Origin of the sequence: Nocardia sp. NPDC005998, assembly GCF_040614395.1 — a bacterium.
In the GTDB taxonomy this organism is placed as follows: Bacteria; Actinomycetota; Actinomycetes; order Mycobacteriales; family Mycobacteriaceae; genus Nocardia.
The window spans coordinates 1-14,432 of the sequence record NZ_JBEXUI010000031.1; the positions used below are offsets into that span (position 1 = coordinate 1).

Consider the following 14,432-nt stretch of genomic DNA (forward strand, 5'->3'; position numbering starts at 1 on the left):
GCTCCGAGCACCCGCACCAGGAATTGCTCCTCGCACACGACGACGCGGTTCGCCGCATTGCTGAACAGGTAGGCGATTTGTGCCGGGGCGCACCGGCCGCACCGGCCGCACCGGCCGCACCGGCCGCAGCAGCGAGGCGATGTCGACGAACGCGCTGATCTGAACCGGGCAGCAGGTCGGTCCGGGCACACAATCGTGACAGGTGCCCGCGCAGCACGGACTCCAATTGGCGAGCATGCCCGAAATTGAACTCCCGCAACAAGATCGAGGGCGCATATACGCGATCGCTATCCGGATATGAGGCAGGAACGATGGTGTTGGGCGCTGGAGAGCCGGGCCGCGGGCGGGTTTGCGCGACATCGGATGTGGATGTTCGGAGGCTGTGATCAGGTACTGGTGTCCATGCGAGTCTTCACCCTCTCCATTCTTGTGGGGTTCAAGTCCGGAGGGCCACTCGACCACTACGCGCACGCTTACCAGCAACGGAAAGTGCTGGTCTTAGAGTGTATGTCGGTCTCGTACCGGAAGAGGCCCAGCCTCGGACCTGATTCCCCCTTCGCCGCAACGGCTTCGAGCCCGCGTAACGGCCGCGCGCCCGAGCCCGAACGGGGATGTGGTAATCCCGCGCTACCCGACGAAGTCTGGTTCGGCATCATCGAAACGCCAAGCCATCCACCGCAGTACCTTCCACAAAGTAGCTGAGCCACGACCAAGTTCTGCGGATCGTCAATGGCTGCAACGTCGCGCCCACACCTTCAACTGGACCAAGACTGCCGACCAGATCGGTGCTGAGGCCGACCCGCCCAGCGACTTCAAATACCGCCCACTGGATTGCGTCAGGTCAAAACACCGTTGTGCGACATCCCGGTCGGGCACAATCAAGGGGTGGGGGACTGGCTGACCCGTTCGTTCCAGCAGTACACCGTGATATGGATCGTTGTGTCGTCATTGGTCGGCGGCGTGATCGGCTCCGGGGTGAAGTTCGTCTTCGAGGACCTGCTCCGACCAGTCTTCGGTGCTCGCCGCGAGACGCGGGTGACTATCCGCAAATACACGACGCCGCTTGTGCGATCCGCCGAATCGCTGGAGCGGCGGATCAACAACTTCGTGCGTAACCGCACCGAGGACTGGTATGCATCCTCCGACTACTACCGGCTGAGCACTCTCTACTGCTTCGCCGACTACCTCGCGTGGGTGCGCGTGATCGAGGAGGAGTTCGGTTTCCTGCCATATGAGTCCTCCCGTTATGGCAGGCGGTTCAACCAGAGGTTTCGCGGGCCGTTCAAAGCACTGTCCAGCTTCTCGTACTTCCATTGGTCACACGACACAGCCGCTGTGGACTCCTCGCAGCTTCCCCGACTGATACTCACCGCCATGGGCGAGGTCGCACTGGACGCGGAAGGGACGGCGCCGATGAGGTTCTCCCAATTTGCACTCGCGCATGAGCGAGACGCGCAGCTTCGCCGCTGGTACGCCGACCTCGATGCGTTCCTCCGCCAGGCCACCGAGGGCAAGCCCTATGTCATCGATCGACTGATCGCAGCGGGAGCCAATCTACGAGCGCTCATCGCATTTCTCGACTCGACCGGATCGCTGGTGCCCGAGCGGCGGATCTCGAATATCGAGCTGATGCCGCATCCGGAGGTTGCCACACGGGTCCGGGCGGACTTCCCCGAGTTGTTCGTAAAACGTAACTTCTTCCAGCAGGTGGTGTCGCATGCAGTCCGAAGATCTGGCAGCGCTGGCCAATTGGGTCGGTGACCTCGTCGGGGACCCTCCACTCGGCGCGCCCTTGCTTATCGAACGGCCCGGTGGCGTTCAGACCGTCCTGATCCAAGGAAGTTACGGACTCTACGAAGTGGTCGAGGGGCCAGATGGCCTTTTGGCGCTGCACATCGACGAGCCGACCAGGCACCCGCTGGGCACCTATAACTTCCAACCGTCCGGACCTGACCGGGCTGCAACAGGGTTGATGACACAGCTCGTCGAGGGGCTGGAACCGCTGGAGTTCCTCGTCGCATATGTGGTGTTCGATCCACACGGGGTGAACTGGAAGCACTTTACGAGCCCTGCCGGTGATGTCGTGTTCAAGTCGCGTCGTGTTCCAGCCGGGTATCTGGAGGCGGAGATAGTGCTCGATGGGCTCGTGATCAGCCTGCGCCACCATCCGGACGGGCGGGTGGACCAAGTCCGGGAGATCCCAGCGAGCAGGCTGTAATGGCGTTCACCGTCCATCTCACAGACCACGATGAAAAGCGGATCGCTGGACTGTTGGCTGAGGTGTGGTCCTCCGGCGGTTCGCCCTACCAGACCGCTGTCATGGGACGGGTCAATCCGTTGGGCGAGGAGGGCACAATTCTGCAGAACGATGAAGCATGCGCCCATCTGGCAGGACTGATTGCCAGGCTGGAGCGGGAGGGCGAGGAGCTGAGCCACGATCTGTCATCCGCACAATGGCTTTACCTGCTCCGCCGAATTCCCGTTGAACAGGTGGCAGGCAAGCACCTCACCACCGGACCCAATCGCCTTGCGGCGGCGGAAGTCCTGAGCGGTCGTTCGGCGAAGACAGTAGACCTGCTCCAGAACAGTGACCTCGTCAGCTTCGAGATCACCACCGACACCATTCAGGTCCTCGTCAGACTGCTGACGACTGCCTCGGTCGCCGTCACATACCAAGCCATGTACCGCATGTGTGCGAAGGGTGCGTCGCTCCGGCTCTCCGGCGGCGGTCAGCACACCGTCCTGACAGGGGAGGACATCGCCCGCGCGAGCGAATTGTACGACAGCAGGATCGGTGCCCCGACCGCCGAAGAGACCGTGTTCACGCAGACGGGAGCCCGCCTGATGGTGCGGGCGGGAAACGTCACGCGTGACGATATCGTCTTGGGCGCAACACGTCTGCACCGGCAAGACCGGCTCGATCTGGATGCCGACTTGGTGCGCGAGCCCCTGCGGCTGCCACCCATGGTCACCAACGTCACCGTCGACACCTACTTCGGCCCATTGCTCCTCCAACTGCGCGCTTTGCGCGACTTCCAGGAACGCACGCCCGAAGGCGAGACCTGGTGGGGTGTCGAGTTATCTGCGCTGCTGGCGTGTATGCGAGCAGCGATCACAACGCTCGAGAGTCATGTCTCTGTGCTGCGATACGGGTACGCGCTGTACGAGCGTCGGACGTTTATCGAGAACTTCGACGCGAGCTTCCAGGAGATCGCGGCGGTCTCCAATCCGGATGGGGCGCTGCGGGCACTCTTCGGCCTGAGCGGCTCTCTCTGGCCGCTCATCCCTGGCCCCGTCATCCGTGTGGCAGGGAACAGCCTTTACGTGGATCTTGTGTCCGCCACGTCGAACCTGCAGCGGCTCACCACCATCGCAAGGCGTGGCGGCAAGCTGGCCAATGTGCGGGCGGATCGTTTCGAACACGATGTCCAAGACGTCATCGACGTCTCGCCGTGGCGGCCGGGCCCCGCCCTCCGTTCGTTGCGCGGGCGCAGCCTGCGCCTGCGCGGGCGCCCGGTGACCGACCTGGACGCGGTCGGTGAGCGCGACGGCGTGCTTCTGGCCATCTCGGCCAAGAGCGTCCCGTACACCCCCGAGTACGACATGGGCGAGCACGCGGCCGTGCGCAACCTCGCCGACCGTTGCGAACGCTTTGTCGCGGAATGGGACAAACGGATCGAAACCCTTGCATCGGACCGTCTGGGTCAGAACTACGACCTCTCCGCCTACCGCGAACTCCTCGGGGTGGTCTGTCTGCCCTTCGCCCCCTACTGCCACATCGGCGGCGCTACCCGCGAGATCCGCCCCGGGCTGCGCGCGGTCTGCTCCCTGCCCGAGATGGCCGAATGGCTGGCAAAGCCCTAACGGTAGTGCGCCGGAAATTTACCGGTTATCCGAACTGCCCAGCTTATGCGCTGTGGACAAAGATCCGCGACGGCGCGGTCGCCAACCGGCCCGTCTGCTTGGCCGTCGGCGTGGATCTGGACGGCTGCCGCATGTGCTCGGATTATGGATCGTTCCAGGGCCGAGCTGCGCAATCGTGGTATCGGCGATCTGCTGACAGGATCGAGATCTCGTTACGCTCTGGGAAATTCAAGTAACGACCCGACATCGGCGTCAGGCTGATCGACCGCAGCCCGCCACTATCACGGAACCACCGCGAGCCCACCGCCGAGGACACAGCGATTCGCACTGCCGCGTCCTCGCTCGACAGCCCACGCGCGATGTTCACCCAAAACTGTTGCTGCTGTACATGTCTCGCGGATTTCGGTCGTCCGGGCGACCGCATCTCCGGTCGACCTGCTCGGTCGGACGCCCACCGTGTCGGTACACCCATCGCAAATCCTCACCACTGAGATGTTGCGATGATCAGTTGAATCCGCCCTGCGAACCTCTATCTGTATGGTGCACAACATCTTTCACGGCCATCCCGAACGCTCACGGGTCCAGATCGCGTGTTTGATCGCGTCGACCACCAGTGCGGTGGTCATCGATGTCGACGTGCGCCAGCCGATGATCCGGCGGGCGTAGTCGATCACGAACGCCACATACACCCAGCCCGACCAGGTCGACACATACGTCATGTCGGCGCCCCAGAGCCGGTTTGGTGTCTTCCCAACCTTGCTGCTCGTCGAAATCCTTCCAGGTACCGATGAGCAGCTCGCCCTCCGACGTGCCGAAGTTGGTGTGGCTGGCGGAGTCCGCCACTAGGCAGAAACCGATGCCGTTCCTCGGCGAACAAGCGGTGGTCGCCGAGGAGTGGTAAAAGTCGCCGGTCGCTGGATCACCGGCCGGACCATCCATGCTGGCGGCGGGCATGTCTGAGCCGGTGATCCCGCCGGTGTCAGAGGGTGCCGTTCTCGATGTCGTGTTTGAGGGTCGCCTGGTAGGCGCGGTGGGATGAGATGCCGTTGTCGGCGGTGAAGTCCAGCAGCAGCGGGTTCGTGGTGAACGTGATGTGCTCGTTCACCGTCGTGGTGCCATTGCCGTTGTCCACGAACGTGATCTTCTGGTGGGTGATGACGCCGGGCTGGTCGTAGCTGTCGGTGAGGTAGTAGTGGTCGGCCGGGTAGAGGCGCTGTTCGGCCTGGGTTTTCGCCGGGTAGTCGACTGAGCCCATCGGAACGTTCTCCAGCGCGGTGAAGTCGATGATCTGCGGGCCGGTGCAGGTGCGGTGCGTGATGATGTCCGTGAGCAACGGATGCCGCCCGATATCATTGCGCAGGTTCGAGTACACCGTCCACACCTTCTCGAGCGGGGCGTTGATGGTGATCGGCAGATCGGCCGTCTGCGTCGCCGTGTCGGAGGAGGGGCTCGTTTGCTCGGCCTGATACGCGGCCCAGCCGGTTTGCCAGTCGGCGGTGTAGGCGTTGGGGGTGTCGGTACAGCCCGGTGCGGAATCCGCCTGCGCCACTGGTGAACCCGTCGTCGCGAACGACAGGGCCAGCGCGCATCCCACAAGATATTTCACGGGCGGACTGTAACGCGTTCTCGTGCCCTTCGCTCGATTTTTCGACGTCGCTGCCGACGCCGTACCAAGGTGCACCTGGCTGCCGACGGCGGGGTCGTGGCCTGTAGTACTCGGCACGATGGGGCTCCTGATCCGATCGCGGGGGTTTAGTGGCGCAGCCGCCGGGTGCGTGCACCGCTGTAGCGGAATCCGTTGCCGACGGTGCGGTGCGCCTCCTCGGCGGTGAATCCCTCGACGGCGGTGTGGGCTGCGGCGGCGTCGGTGAGGACGGTGCGGGCGTCGTGCTCACCGACCTCGCCAGCGGCCACGAGCCGCCCGAGCACCAACGCCGAGCGGAACCGGGTGTGGTTGCGCATGTGCACCCGCGTGCGGGCGACCCGCTCGGCTTCCCCGGCCAGGATCGCCGCCAGATACGAATCCGGCGCCACCGCCACCGAAGTCCTCCAGCCACGGGTCGGTGGCGGGAGCGGAAGGAGTAGAGCTGAGGTCACGGATGGACACCTCCTACATGTTCGAAGGAAGGACGGCCTCTGGGGATGCCGGTGCGCGAGCCGTCATGAGCGAGCCACGCACCGGCATGCCGGGATGGTCGAATTCCCCGAATGGCGACCCGTCATCGGCGACCCCACCAGCAACCGTGATCGCGGACAACGCACCCTCGACATGGTCTCCGACCTCGTTGCTGGCGTTCATGAACTCGGGGTGCTGGCCTGAACAACGTCTATGGGCGGCACTCTGAGTAACCGCCAGTGCACGGTCGAGCCTCATCACGAAAGTCCCGCAGCAAGGTAGACGACTGGCCAACGTGCAGCATTCCCGGATGTTCGGGCCATGGCGCGGCGAGCGTTGCACGGAATCAGGAGCGCCGATCGAAGCGGATGTAGCTGGCGACGGGACCGTGGCATCGCCACCAGGACCGTCGGGCTGTCCGCTCATAGCGTCGATCAGCTCGAGCGTCTGCCGTTGACTCGAGTTGTCCGGTGGCGGCACCAGGTCACAACGTATTGATCGGTGGCTCAGCTGGACAATTCAGGAACACATTGGATGTTAGTGGCGCGGCTAGATCAAAGGGATCCTCTCTTCTCCCTGCTCGGTTGAGCCGTTCGGTGCGTGCTGATTGCCTGGTGCTGGGTCCAACACCGGGCTCCCGGTCCCTTCGAGGGCAATCCTGGCCCGGACCTGGTCGCGCAACTGGGGATCCTCGATGCTGTTGACCATCTCGAGAGTCAGCGCGTAGCGGCGAGATTTCGCGGCTCGCTGTCCGATCATCAGTGAGACACCGCCGAGGGTTCCGCTCGTCAATGCCGTATAGACCACGTTGGATTCGGTGATCAACCCCGATACGCCGAGCACTACGGACGCAACGAACGCCACGACTGCCAGGACCGCCGTGAACTGAGAAATCAACAGTATCCGGCGCAAATCGGTATTAGCGATTGTGCGAAGTTCATGACTGAACATTGCCGACAACGCCGCACCCACAACCGGAACGGACGCTGCCGCGATGGCGGCGATCTCGATTCCCTGCTCCTCACTGCCAGCGGGCGCGGCAGCTAGCACCAGTCCCAAACTCATGAACAGTCCCCTCGAAAGCCATGGTGTATCACGAACATAGCCGCGCACGGTATCCCAGACCGGCGTAGGCCGGAACGGCAGCCTTCTGCGCGGCTTATCCAGAACAATCTTCACGATTTCCTGTGCGGTGCCGACCAAATCGGGTTCACGCACACCGTCGCGTGCGATCGCCCAGGGCGGCGCTACCGGTCGGAGATCGTAGGCGTAGCTGAGGCGGTCAGGGAGAAGGTGCCCGAATGAAAAGTCGATGTTGTATCGAGTGAGCTCCTCGTCCCAGTACAGCCGATGTGTGGGATCGACCACCAAGATGTTGTCCCGCCGCGGCTGCGACCACTCATCGAGTTCTGCGTCCAGCTCCGAGAGGTAAAACGCGGTTATCGGCGAGATCACGATGACGAGCCATCGCGACTGTGCGAGCGCCTGCCTCGTCTCGAGAGACAGGAAGCCCCACCCTTCGTATGTCTGGTATGTCTGGATACCGCCGATGTGGATACGCAGCTCACGTCGGTACCGGGTTCTGGATTCCGTCTGGATGTCTTGCAGCAGTTGCGGGACCCACCACTCCGTGACGTGCCCGGGCAGGTAGATGTCGTAATCACGTCGCACCGACGGGTTCAGAAATCTCGCTACCGCCGAGAGCGCTGCCCCAACTCCCATCTTCAGGAGATACCACGCAGGGCGGCACGCTGCATCCCGACCAACCTCGATCGCGATGTCCTGGACGTCGGTAGGCCCCCGCACGGGATGCGCTGTTCGAATCACGACTCCACTCGACCGATGTTCCGCGCCGAGAACCACGCCAGGATTCGTACGCACGACCCTGGCCCGATCTGCGGATCGGCTGGCGGTCGCCAGGAAATCGCGCCGGGATTCGCCCAGGTCGCCACACGAACCATACAGGGCCACAACATAATCGAATCGAGCCGAGGACGGGTGATGAACCCACGTCATCCGACGGACAATTTCCCACACGCGACAACTGCGACCCCACTGACCCCGAGGAAGCGTTCCTGTGGATGCTTGTCGGCCTGCCCAGTCTCAAAGGTGCACCCCTGCTGCTGCCGATCCAGCACCTACGGGCAGTCTCACGCCGGTTGTGGGACTGCGGCGCGCGCCCCGTCGAAGATCCCGTCATCAAATACCGGCCACTACGCGCTGGTGACCCGCACTGGCTGGTCTCATCCGGAACCTGGGCCGACATCAATGACCCCGACCCCGAGAACGTTTTCGATATCCGACAGTTCGTGGCCGAGCTGCCGCTGCGCCAACGTCAACAATTGGCGGCCGCGCTCGGGTTGACCGGCACCGTCCCCGACACCCCGCCCGAACCGATGCTGCCGGTCACCACCGTAGTCAGCGACGAGGCATCAGCGTCCAATGATCCACCGCCGCTGTTCGATCCGACCCGCCGCAGCGTCAAAGCCGTCCTGGCCTACCTGCGCCGCGCTGACACCGACGAACACGACCGGGTATTGGCCATCGAGCGGCACTTCGGCAAAGCCCGTCCAGCGATTCTGTCGCGCTACCAGCACACCTGACAGGGTCTCGGCCTCCTGGAGGTTCTCGATCTCCTGGCCGCTGTCCATCTGGCATGTCCTCACTCTGATCGAAAGGAGCGCCGAGTGACCGAATTCGGCATCGATATCCGCAACCACCAGGCGAATTCGACTTCGCCCGCGCGGCCGCCGAAGGCATGAGCTTCGCCACCCACAAGATCTGCGAAGCCACCTGGCAAGACCCCTTCTGGCCCCGCGCCCGCGAACACATGCCCGCCCACTTCGAATACTGGGGAGGCTACGTCTACTGCCGCGTCAACACCGCTCCCGAAGTCGAGGCCGACGCCGTCGCGGCCTACGCCGACACGACGGTGCCGATCCAGATCGACTACGAAGACCTCACCGGCACACCAACTCTCGCCGATCTCCTCGCGCGCGTCGACGCCCTCACCGCGCGAGGCTTCAAACTGCTGCCGGTGTATCTGCCGCGCTGGTACTGGCGCGACCACATGGGCTCACCCGACCTCACCGGATTGCCGGTGCCGGTCTGGAACTCCTCCTACGTCAACGGCACGGGCACCGTCGCTCAGCTTTACCCCGGTGACGACCACCCTGGATGGAAACCGATGGGCGGCAAAGACATCGCCATCCTCCAGTTCTCCTCCACCGCTTCGATCCGCGGCCAACTCATCGATGGCAACGCGATTCGTGGTGGGCGAGACCAACTCGCCCGCCTGTTCAGGAAGGAACCTGATATGCAGCTCACCGACATGATCACCAACAAGGACGGCAACGAAGTCACGGTCGGCGAACTACTGGCAAGCATCGACCTGCACGCCTCCTGGGTCGTCGACCAGCTCGCCGGGCCCGACTCCCGCCGCCAGCCCGGCCCCGACTTGAACCCCACCGGATGGACCCAGCTCGACGGCAAGTCGGTGGTCGACTCGGTTGCGTCCGCGCACGACAAGATCGATGCCGTCACCGCCGTGCTCGGCGAGATCCAGGACAAGGTCCAGGCCGTTCTCGAGCGCCTCGACACCGACCCGTCTGTCGGGCGTCACCGCAAGCAGTAGCCGATGGGATGGCTCACCGCAGACCTCATCCAAGCCCTCGGCGTCGCGGTCGCCACCGTGATCGGTGCTGTGACCGCCCGCCAGGCCGGAGAGGTCCGCAAACTCCGCGCCCGCGTCACCGAGCTCGAACGCCAATCCCGCAGCGACGGTGAACGTTTCCGTGACGCCCTGCGCCTGATCCGGCAACTGCTGCGCCACAGTGACGAACTCACCTCACAGCTGCGCCAACACGTGCCCGGCGTGGAACCACCCGATACCCCGGCGATTCCGGCGTGGCTCGAGGCCGAGCTGTAGCGGCCGGTGACGACTCCGGACAAGCCGACCCCCGAGGGTTCCTGGAACCTCGGGGCGTTTCGGCGTTTCCAAGACCAATCACCCGAAGACGCCAAAGCCGCCATCCGCTCCGGAGTCATCGGCGCGTTCACCGGCGCACAAGACATCCACCGCCGCGAGGTCCGCCAACCCATCCAGGCGCGCCCCACCTACGACGAAATCACCACCGACATCCCACTGTGGGCCAACCTCACCGCCACCGACGACACCACCTTCCCCCTCGCCCGCCAACCCGACAGCAACGGTGTTCTTAACGAACCCCCGTTCTACCAACCCGCCACCGGTGCAATCGAAATCGGGATGATCCGCACCCTCCGCGACCGCGAATACCGGCAGGTCGGGCTCATCATCGGCCCCGCCGGATGGTCGTTCGTCAACTCAGCCTTTGTCGCCATCTACAGCCTCGACCCCAACAGTGGTGACCTGACGCTGATCTGGGACAGCGGTGACATCAAGGACGTCCTCAACGCCGCCTCCACCCAATACCGTTTCGACATCCCCACCATCAACGCCCACCAAGGCGACATCTACGGCGTCGGATTCCTCGCCAACTACATCGGCATCGGCTACAAACTCGCCACCGTCGCCCGCTGGGTCATCAACCAGCCCGGGGGAACCGAACCCCGCCAGCCCTACTACTGGAGCCGCGGCACCAACGGCAACGGCGAAGGACCCGGCTACCCCGCACCACCACCATTCATCAGTGCAGCCAACTGCGGCACCAACTACTGGTGGCCTTGGTTCCTCCTCGGATAGGAGCACCTGTGCCCAACTACCTCGGATACCGACCCCACCGATACACCCTCGTTCTCACCCGGGCCGCAGCATTCACTCAACGCTTCGAAACCTCCAGCAGCCCGCTGCCCGAAGGCACAACCTCCTGGATCGACATCTACAACACCGACGACGAACTGCTCACCACCTGGCAAGCCACCACCATCACCTCGTTGGCCGTCGAATACCTCATCGGTCCAAACGACACCGACATCATCGACGCCCATACCCGGGCCGCCTATAACCTCTACCTCAACTACCCCGGCACTCGCCTGCCGTACTGTTGGTTCCGCGGACCGATCACCAGAGAGCACTAGCGAAGGCAAAACTGGGAATGCCTGAGTCTCCGATAACCGATACCGACCCGACGACCCAGACTGTGTGTGCCAGTGCTCCCCGGCCACCGACGCTCCGGACTGCGCCGCCCTCTGTCCCAGTCCGATCAGTCGCGCCGCCTTCCATCATGTCTGGCAAGTCCAGCGTGCGGAAGCTATGCGTTCCCTACGGGTTTGGCATGTAATGGCTGACTTGGGGAGACAGATTCTCCTGCTGCATTCTTACGTGACTGCTCGGTCGGTATCCGCGCAACCGGAGGATGGAAGACGCTTTCGGTGAAACCGAATGAGAATTGACAGCTCTGGCAAGATCACCGCTGGTCAACAAGTGTGCTCCCCGCGCAGGCGGGGATGATCCGTCTTGCAGGTCTTTCTTAGGGTCATCAAACGCGTGCTCCCCGCGCAGGCGGGGATGATCCGGAATTCACTATCCGGGGCTCGGATATGTCGAAGTGCTCCCCGCGCACGCGGGGATGATCCGGAACGCGGCGAAGCGATGGAAGCCGCGGGCGTGTGCTCCCTGCGCACGCGGGGATGATCCCGTGTGGGACGTCGGCCCATCACCGCAATGGCCGTGCTCCCCGCGCACGCGGGGAGCACCCAGGTAAGCCCACAGGCGGCGGCGTTTGCGGCCTGGCTGAAACAGATTGCCCTGCTGGATCTTTACTGGATCTTTTGGTCCGAACACACCCGAATACGGCACCAGCTTGGCGCATGGCCAGCAGGTGAGTCTGTGCAGGTAGATGTAGGAAATCGAAGCCATCCGAAGGTGGCTGTATCGGGTCCGTCATAACCCAGAGATCACAGGTCCGGATTACCCCGAAGAGCGAAGCTGCTGCGCCTTGCGCGCATGAGGCGAGGACTGTCCGGAACTCCACTTTTACTCTATGCTTTCAGCCGAATCCGGCCGAATCCGATGCGGTACAGCATGATTCGACAGAAGATAGCTATAAGCTATTCATGCTGGTAAAAGTATGTAAGCGAAGAAGATCGCAGAGAGCCGAATCCTGTTGTGCCAGAAGCAGAAGTTCTACCATTGAACTTCTGTCGGCCAGCCCGAACGGGAGTCATGATGGCGCATGGTCTCGCGCACCGTCATTCTCACGTCGCACGGTGCCACGTTCTGTGGTGGGAGTCTTCAGTGCTCAGCGGTGGTGTGGCGATCGACGAGCTGGACAGGGATGTCTAGCCGTCGGTAAGCGGCTACACAAGAGATCCCGCCGCGCGCTCTGCAATCTGCTGCGGGACCGAAGAATTCGCGACCAGGCCGACCGGTCTCGACTTGTCCGCTCCGCCAGCACCGGTTGCGGCCTGCCGGACTGAGAGGCACGGTTCATGAAACGCAAGCTGCGAACGAAACCAGTTTCGTTCGCAGCTTGCTCCTTACGCGCCCGACCGCTTCTTACTTGGCCGCCACGGCCGACCAGCCGTAATGCGTCGCGGATCCACCCGCAGCCACGGTCGCAGTGGGTTCACCGCTGCAATCCTTGGATGCGTACACCAGGAAATTGCGCTTACTACGGTTCTCGAAGCGTATGTCACGCGGGAAGCCACTAGCCCAGCACGAGTCCAGGTCGCTCAGCTCCAGTTGGCCGTCGATGATCACCACTTCTCGGCTGTCCCCACCCCCAGCTGAGCCGGGGGTGGGGAAGGCGGAGGCAGTGGGCGCCGCGACGGACACTGCAGCGACAACGAGAGCGCCTGCGACAGAGCACATTCCAGTTTTCACCAGTTGATGCTACAAGCTACTGACTCCCGGCCCGCCACCGCCTCACCTGCCGCTCTATCACCGCTGCCGCCAGATCACCGACTGACTGTGATGGAAGGGGTCTCGGAAATATTTTGAGGTCGTTGCACGCCGCTGCCCTGAAACTGATTGGATAGCACAGTGATTGCTGCGTCTGTGCAGACTTTGACCGAGGCGACGGTGGATTGAGCCTGCGAGCGAGCGGTCGCCCCACGGTTGTCGCTCAGGTGGTCACCATTTACTCTCTATTTTCATCCGAATACGACCGAAATCGATCGACCGCCAACGCATTCCAGGTTCTCGCCCTCTTGGAATATTCGTGCAGCTAAACCAAGGAAATCGAACGTAGCCGAATCCGATCGAATCAGCTGGTGAGCCGTAGACTGCGAATCCATTGGTCGCGGGTTCTGGGATCGACTCTTGTAGCCGCGTGACGCGGAACATCGAGCTAGTCCGCCCAGTGTGCTACACGGTGGACCGCATGTGAGCCGGGGACTGTGTTCTGACCGGTCAGTTCGGGCCTTGGCTGCGGTGATGGTGGACGGCACCTATCCCTTCGTGTCGCAGCAGCCGCTGAAGCGGTCCGCTACGTCCGGTCGTCCATGACGCCGCTGGGAGATGCCTCCCAGCCTCCTGAGAGTTCGTGTCGCGTTGAGTCGGCTATACGGCCTTCTTGGCAGCTCATCCACGCGAAAGGTGGGTCTGAGCTGCATCTTTACGCTCTAGTGCAGACGTCGCTCATGGCTACCCCTTTCCGAAATTCTCCTGGCTGGAACAGGGGCGCCAAATTAATGTCAGCGTACAGGTTTTGAATGCAGTGGCGCGAACTTTGTCGTTGGATGCTGCGGAGAAGGCGCATCTATATCGGTTGGCGGATGTGCCGACGGTGCCGACCGTGCACGCGGGAACCGCTCTGCCGGAGGAGCTTCAGGTGATTTTGGATCATTTGGAGCCGTTGCCGGGTGTGGTGCTGAGTCCGCGTTATGACGTGCTGGCTCACAATAAGTCCTATGAGGCGCTGTGTCCGGGTTTCGTGCGGGGTGAACGGAATGTGGCGCGTCGGGTGTTTCTGACTCCGGAGTGCTGCAATACCTATCACCATAATTGGGATGATTTGCGGCGCATGGTCGGTTATCTGCGTGATTCGTATGCGAAGAATCTGGGTGATTGGGAGGGTTTTATCTCCGAGTTGTGTTCGGAGAGTGAGAGTTTCGCGTCGTTGTGGGCGCGCAATGATATGGCGGTGCCGGCGAGTCGGACGAAGCAGATCCGTAATTTGGCGGTGGGGGAGTTGGAGATGTTTTTGACGAGTATGAGTTTGCCGTCGTTGCCGCGCGTGGATGCAGGTGTACACGCCGACAGATGAGGCGGCGTGGGGGAAGTTGCGTGAGTTGTTGGCGATGAGTGAGGAGCAGCGTCAGCGTCCGTGGGTGGAGCATCGGGAGCTGCATCACGCGGCGGTGGGGTAGTGCGGGGTGGTTGTGTGAACGGTTTTGGTTCGGGCTCTGTGGGATGGCACGTTCTGTTTGGTGCCGATGCGTGAGGAAGGCCTGGCCACCATGCTCGAGATTCCTTGCAACCGCCGACGGCACGACCGTGGCATCGAGGGCTATCGGCTGTGGGATTGCG

Annotated in this window: 14 protein-coding genes and 2 pseudogenes; 10 read left to right on the forward strand and 6 right to left on the reverse strand. The window is 62.7% G+C overall.

All coding sequences use genetic code 11. The annotated features are described in order from the left end of the window. Nucleotides 1-117: 117 nt before the first annotated feature. Nucleotides 118-280, reverse strand: a pseudogene (locus ABZ293_RS30995) (IS1380 family transposase); the annotation flags it as partial. A 605-nt stretch (nucleotides 281-885) separates the two neighbouring features. On the opposite strand from ABZ293_RS30995, the gene ABZ293_RS31000 reads away from it, so the two are divergent. The 3 genes from ABZ293_RS31000 to ABZ293_RS31010 are packed head-to-tail and all read left to right on the forward strand — an operon-like array spanning nucleotide 886 to nucleotide 3,864. After that, nucleotides 886-1,761 carry a hypothetical protein gene (locus ABZ293_RS31000; protein WP_355186431.1) on the forward strand — a complete coding sequence of 292 codons (876 nt, stop codon included), beginning with the start codon at nucleotides 886-888 and terminating at the stop codon, nucleotides 1,759-1,761. Then, on the forward strand, nucleotides 1,718-2,218 hold the full coding sequence (locus ABZ293_RS31005) for a hypothetical protein (protein ID WP_355186433.1): 501 nt from the start codon (nucleotides 1,718-1,720) through the stop codon (nucleotides 2,216-2,218). The genes ABZ293_RS31000 and ABZ293_RS31005 overlap by 44 nt, the downstream gene beginning before the upstream one ends. Beyond that, on the forward strand, nucleotides 2,218-3,864 hold the full coding sequence (locus ABZ293_RS31010; protein WP_355186435.1) for a hypothetical protein: 1,647 nt from the start codon (nucleotides 2,218-2,220) through the stop codon (nucleotides 3,862-3,864). Before ABZ293_RS31005 ends, ABZ293_RS31010 begins: the two co-directional genes overlap by 1 nt. A gap of 563 nt (nucleotides 3,865-4,427) precedes the next feature. Here the strand turns inward: ABZ293_RS31010 and ABZ293_RS31015 are convergent. The 3 genes and pseudogenes from ABZ293_RS31015 to ABZ293_RS31025 all read right to left on the reverse strand — a co-directional run. Further along, nucleotides 4,428-4,613: pseudogene (locus ABZ293_RS31015) on the reverse strand (DDE-type integrase/transposase/recombinase); the annotation flags it as partial. Between the two features lie 230 nt (nucleotides 4,614-4,843). Beyond that, nucleotides 4,844-5,470 carry a hypothetical protein gene (locus tag ABZ293_RS31020; RefSeq protein WP_355186437.1) on the reverse strand — a complete coding sequence of 209 codons (627 nt, stop codon included), beginning with the start codon at nucleotides 5,468-5,470 and terminating at the stop codon, nucleotides 4,844-4,846. Between the two features lie 146 nt (nucleotides 5,471-5,616). Then, entirely contained in the window at nucleotides 5,617-5,904 is a 288-nt protein-coding gene (locus tag ABZ293_RS31025; RefSeq protein ID WP_355186439.1) for a hypothetical protein, read from the reverse strand. 151 nt (nucleotides 5,905-6,055) lie between these two features. Between ABZ293_RS31025 and ABZ293_RS31030 the strand changes: the two genes are divergently transcribed. Beyond that, nucleotides 6,056-6,184 (forward strand): hypothetical protein, encoded by a 129-nt coding sequence (locus ABZ293_RS31030; protein ID WP_355186441.1) that lies wholly within the window; start codon nucleotides 6,056-6,058, stop codon nucleotides 6,182-6,184. A gap of 345 nt (nucleotides 6,185-6,529) precedes the next feature. Here ABZ293_RS31030 and ABZ293_RS31035 read toward each other — a convergent pair whose 3' ends face one another. Beyond that, a complete protein-coding gene (locus tag ABZ293_RS31035; RefSeq protein ID WP_355186442.1) occupies nucleotides 6,530-7,807 on the reverse strand; it encodes a hypothetical protein in 1,278 nt (425 codons plus the stop codon). Nucleotides 7,808-7,962: 155 nt separating this feature from the next. On the opposite strand from ABZ293_RS31035, the gene ABZ293_RS31040 reads away from it, so the two are divergent. The 5 genes from ABZ293_RS31040 to ABZ293_RS31060 all read left to right on the forward strand — a co-directional run bounded on the left by ABZ293_RS31040 (nucleotide 7,963) and on the right by ABZ293_RS31060 (nucleotide 11,038). Then, nucleotides 7,963-8,583, forward strand: a complete 621-nt coding sequence (locus tag ABZ293_RS31040; RefSeq protein WP_355186504.1) for a DUF2744 domain-containing protein — start codon at nucleotides 7,963-7,965, stop codon at nucleotides 8,581-8,583. Nucleotides 8,584-8,738: 155 nt separating this feature from the next. Then, on the forward strand, nucleotides 8,739-9,614 hold the full coding sequence (locus tag ABZ293_RS31045) for a hypothetical protein (RefSeq protein ID WP_355186443.1): 876 nt from the start codon (nucleotides 8,739-8,741) through the stop codon (nucleotides 9,612-9,614). A gap of 3 nt (nucleotides 9,615-9,617) precedes the next feature. Continuing rightward, the gene (locus tag ABZ293_RS31050; RefSeq protein ID WP_355186445.1) at nucleotides 9,618-9,908 is read left to right on the forward strand and encodes a hypothetical protein; all 291 of its coding nucleotides are present in this window, start codon (nucleotides 9,618-9,620) and stop codon (nucleotides 9,906-9,908) included. A 6-nt stretch (nucleotides 9,909-9,914) separates the two neighbouring features. Continuing rightward, the gene (locus tag ABZ293_RS31055; protein ID WP_355186446.1) at nucleotides 9,915-10,703 is read left to right on the forward strand and encodes a hypothetical protein; all 789 of its coding nucleotides are present in this window, start codon (nucleotides 9,915-9,917) and stop codon (nucleotides 10,701-10,703) included. 8 nt (nucleotides 10,704-10,711) lie between these two features. Then, complete coding sequence (locus ABZ293_RS31060; RefSeq protein ID WP_355186447.1) at nucleotides 10,712-11,038, forward strand: hypothetical protein; 327 nt, start codon at nucleotides 10,712-10,714, stop codon at nucleotides 11,036-11,038. 1,420 nt (nucleotides 11,039-12,458) lie between these two features. Here ABZ293_RS31060 and ABZ293_RS31065 read toward each other — a convergent pair. Continuing rightward, on the reverse strand, nucleotides 12,459-12,785 hold the full coding sequence (locus ABZ293_RS31065; RefSeq protein WP_355186449.1) for a hypothetical protein: 327 nt from the start codon (nucleotides 12,783-12,785) through the stop codon (nucleotides 12,459-12,461). An 835-nt stretch (nucleotides 12,786-13,620) separates the two neighbouring features. Here ABZ293_RS31065 and ABZ293_RS31070 point away from each other — a divergent pair. Then, on the forward strand, nucleotides 13,621-14,169 hold the full coding sequence (locus tag ABZ293_RS31070; protein ID WP_355186506.1) for a hypothetical protein: 549 nt from the start codon (nucleotides 13,621-13,623) through the stop codon (nucleotides 14,167-14,169). The last annotated feature ends 263 nt before the right edge of the window (nucleotides 14,170-14,432 follow it).

Coding starts and splice junctions, on each gene's coding strand:
- ABZ293_RS31005 (WP_355186433.1), top strand. CDS start 1,718: ATGCAGTCCGAAGATCTGGCAGCGCTGGCCAATTGGGTCGGTGACCTC.
- ABZ293_RS31030 (WP_355186441.1), top strand. CDS start 6,056: ATGGTCGAATTCCCCGAATGGCGACCCGTCATCGGCGACCCCACCAGC.
- ABZ293_RS31045 (WP_355186443.1), top strand. CDS start 8,739: ATGAGCTTCGCCACCCACAAGATCTGCGAAGCCACCTGGCAAGACCCC.
- ABZ293_RS31010 (WP_355186435.1), top strand. CDS start 2,218: ATGGCGTTCACCGTCCATCTCACAGACCACGATGAAAAGCGGATCGCT.
- ABZ293_RS31050 (WP_355186445.1), top strand. CDS start 9,618: ATGGGATGGCTCACCGCAGACCTCATCCAAGCCCTCGGCGTCGCGGTC.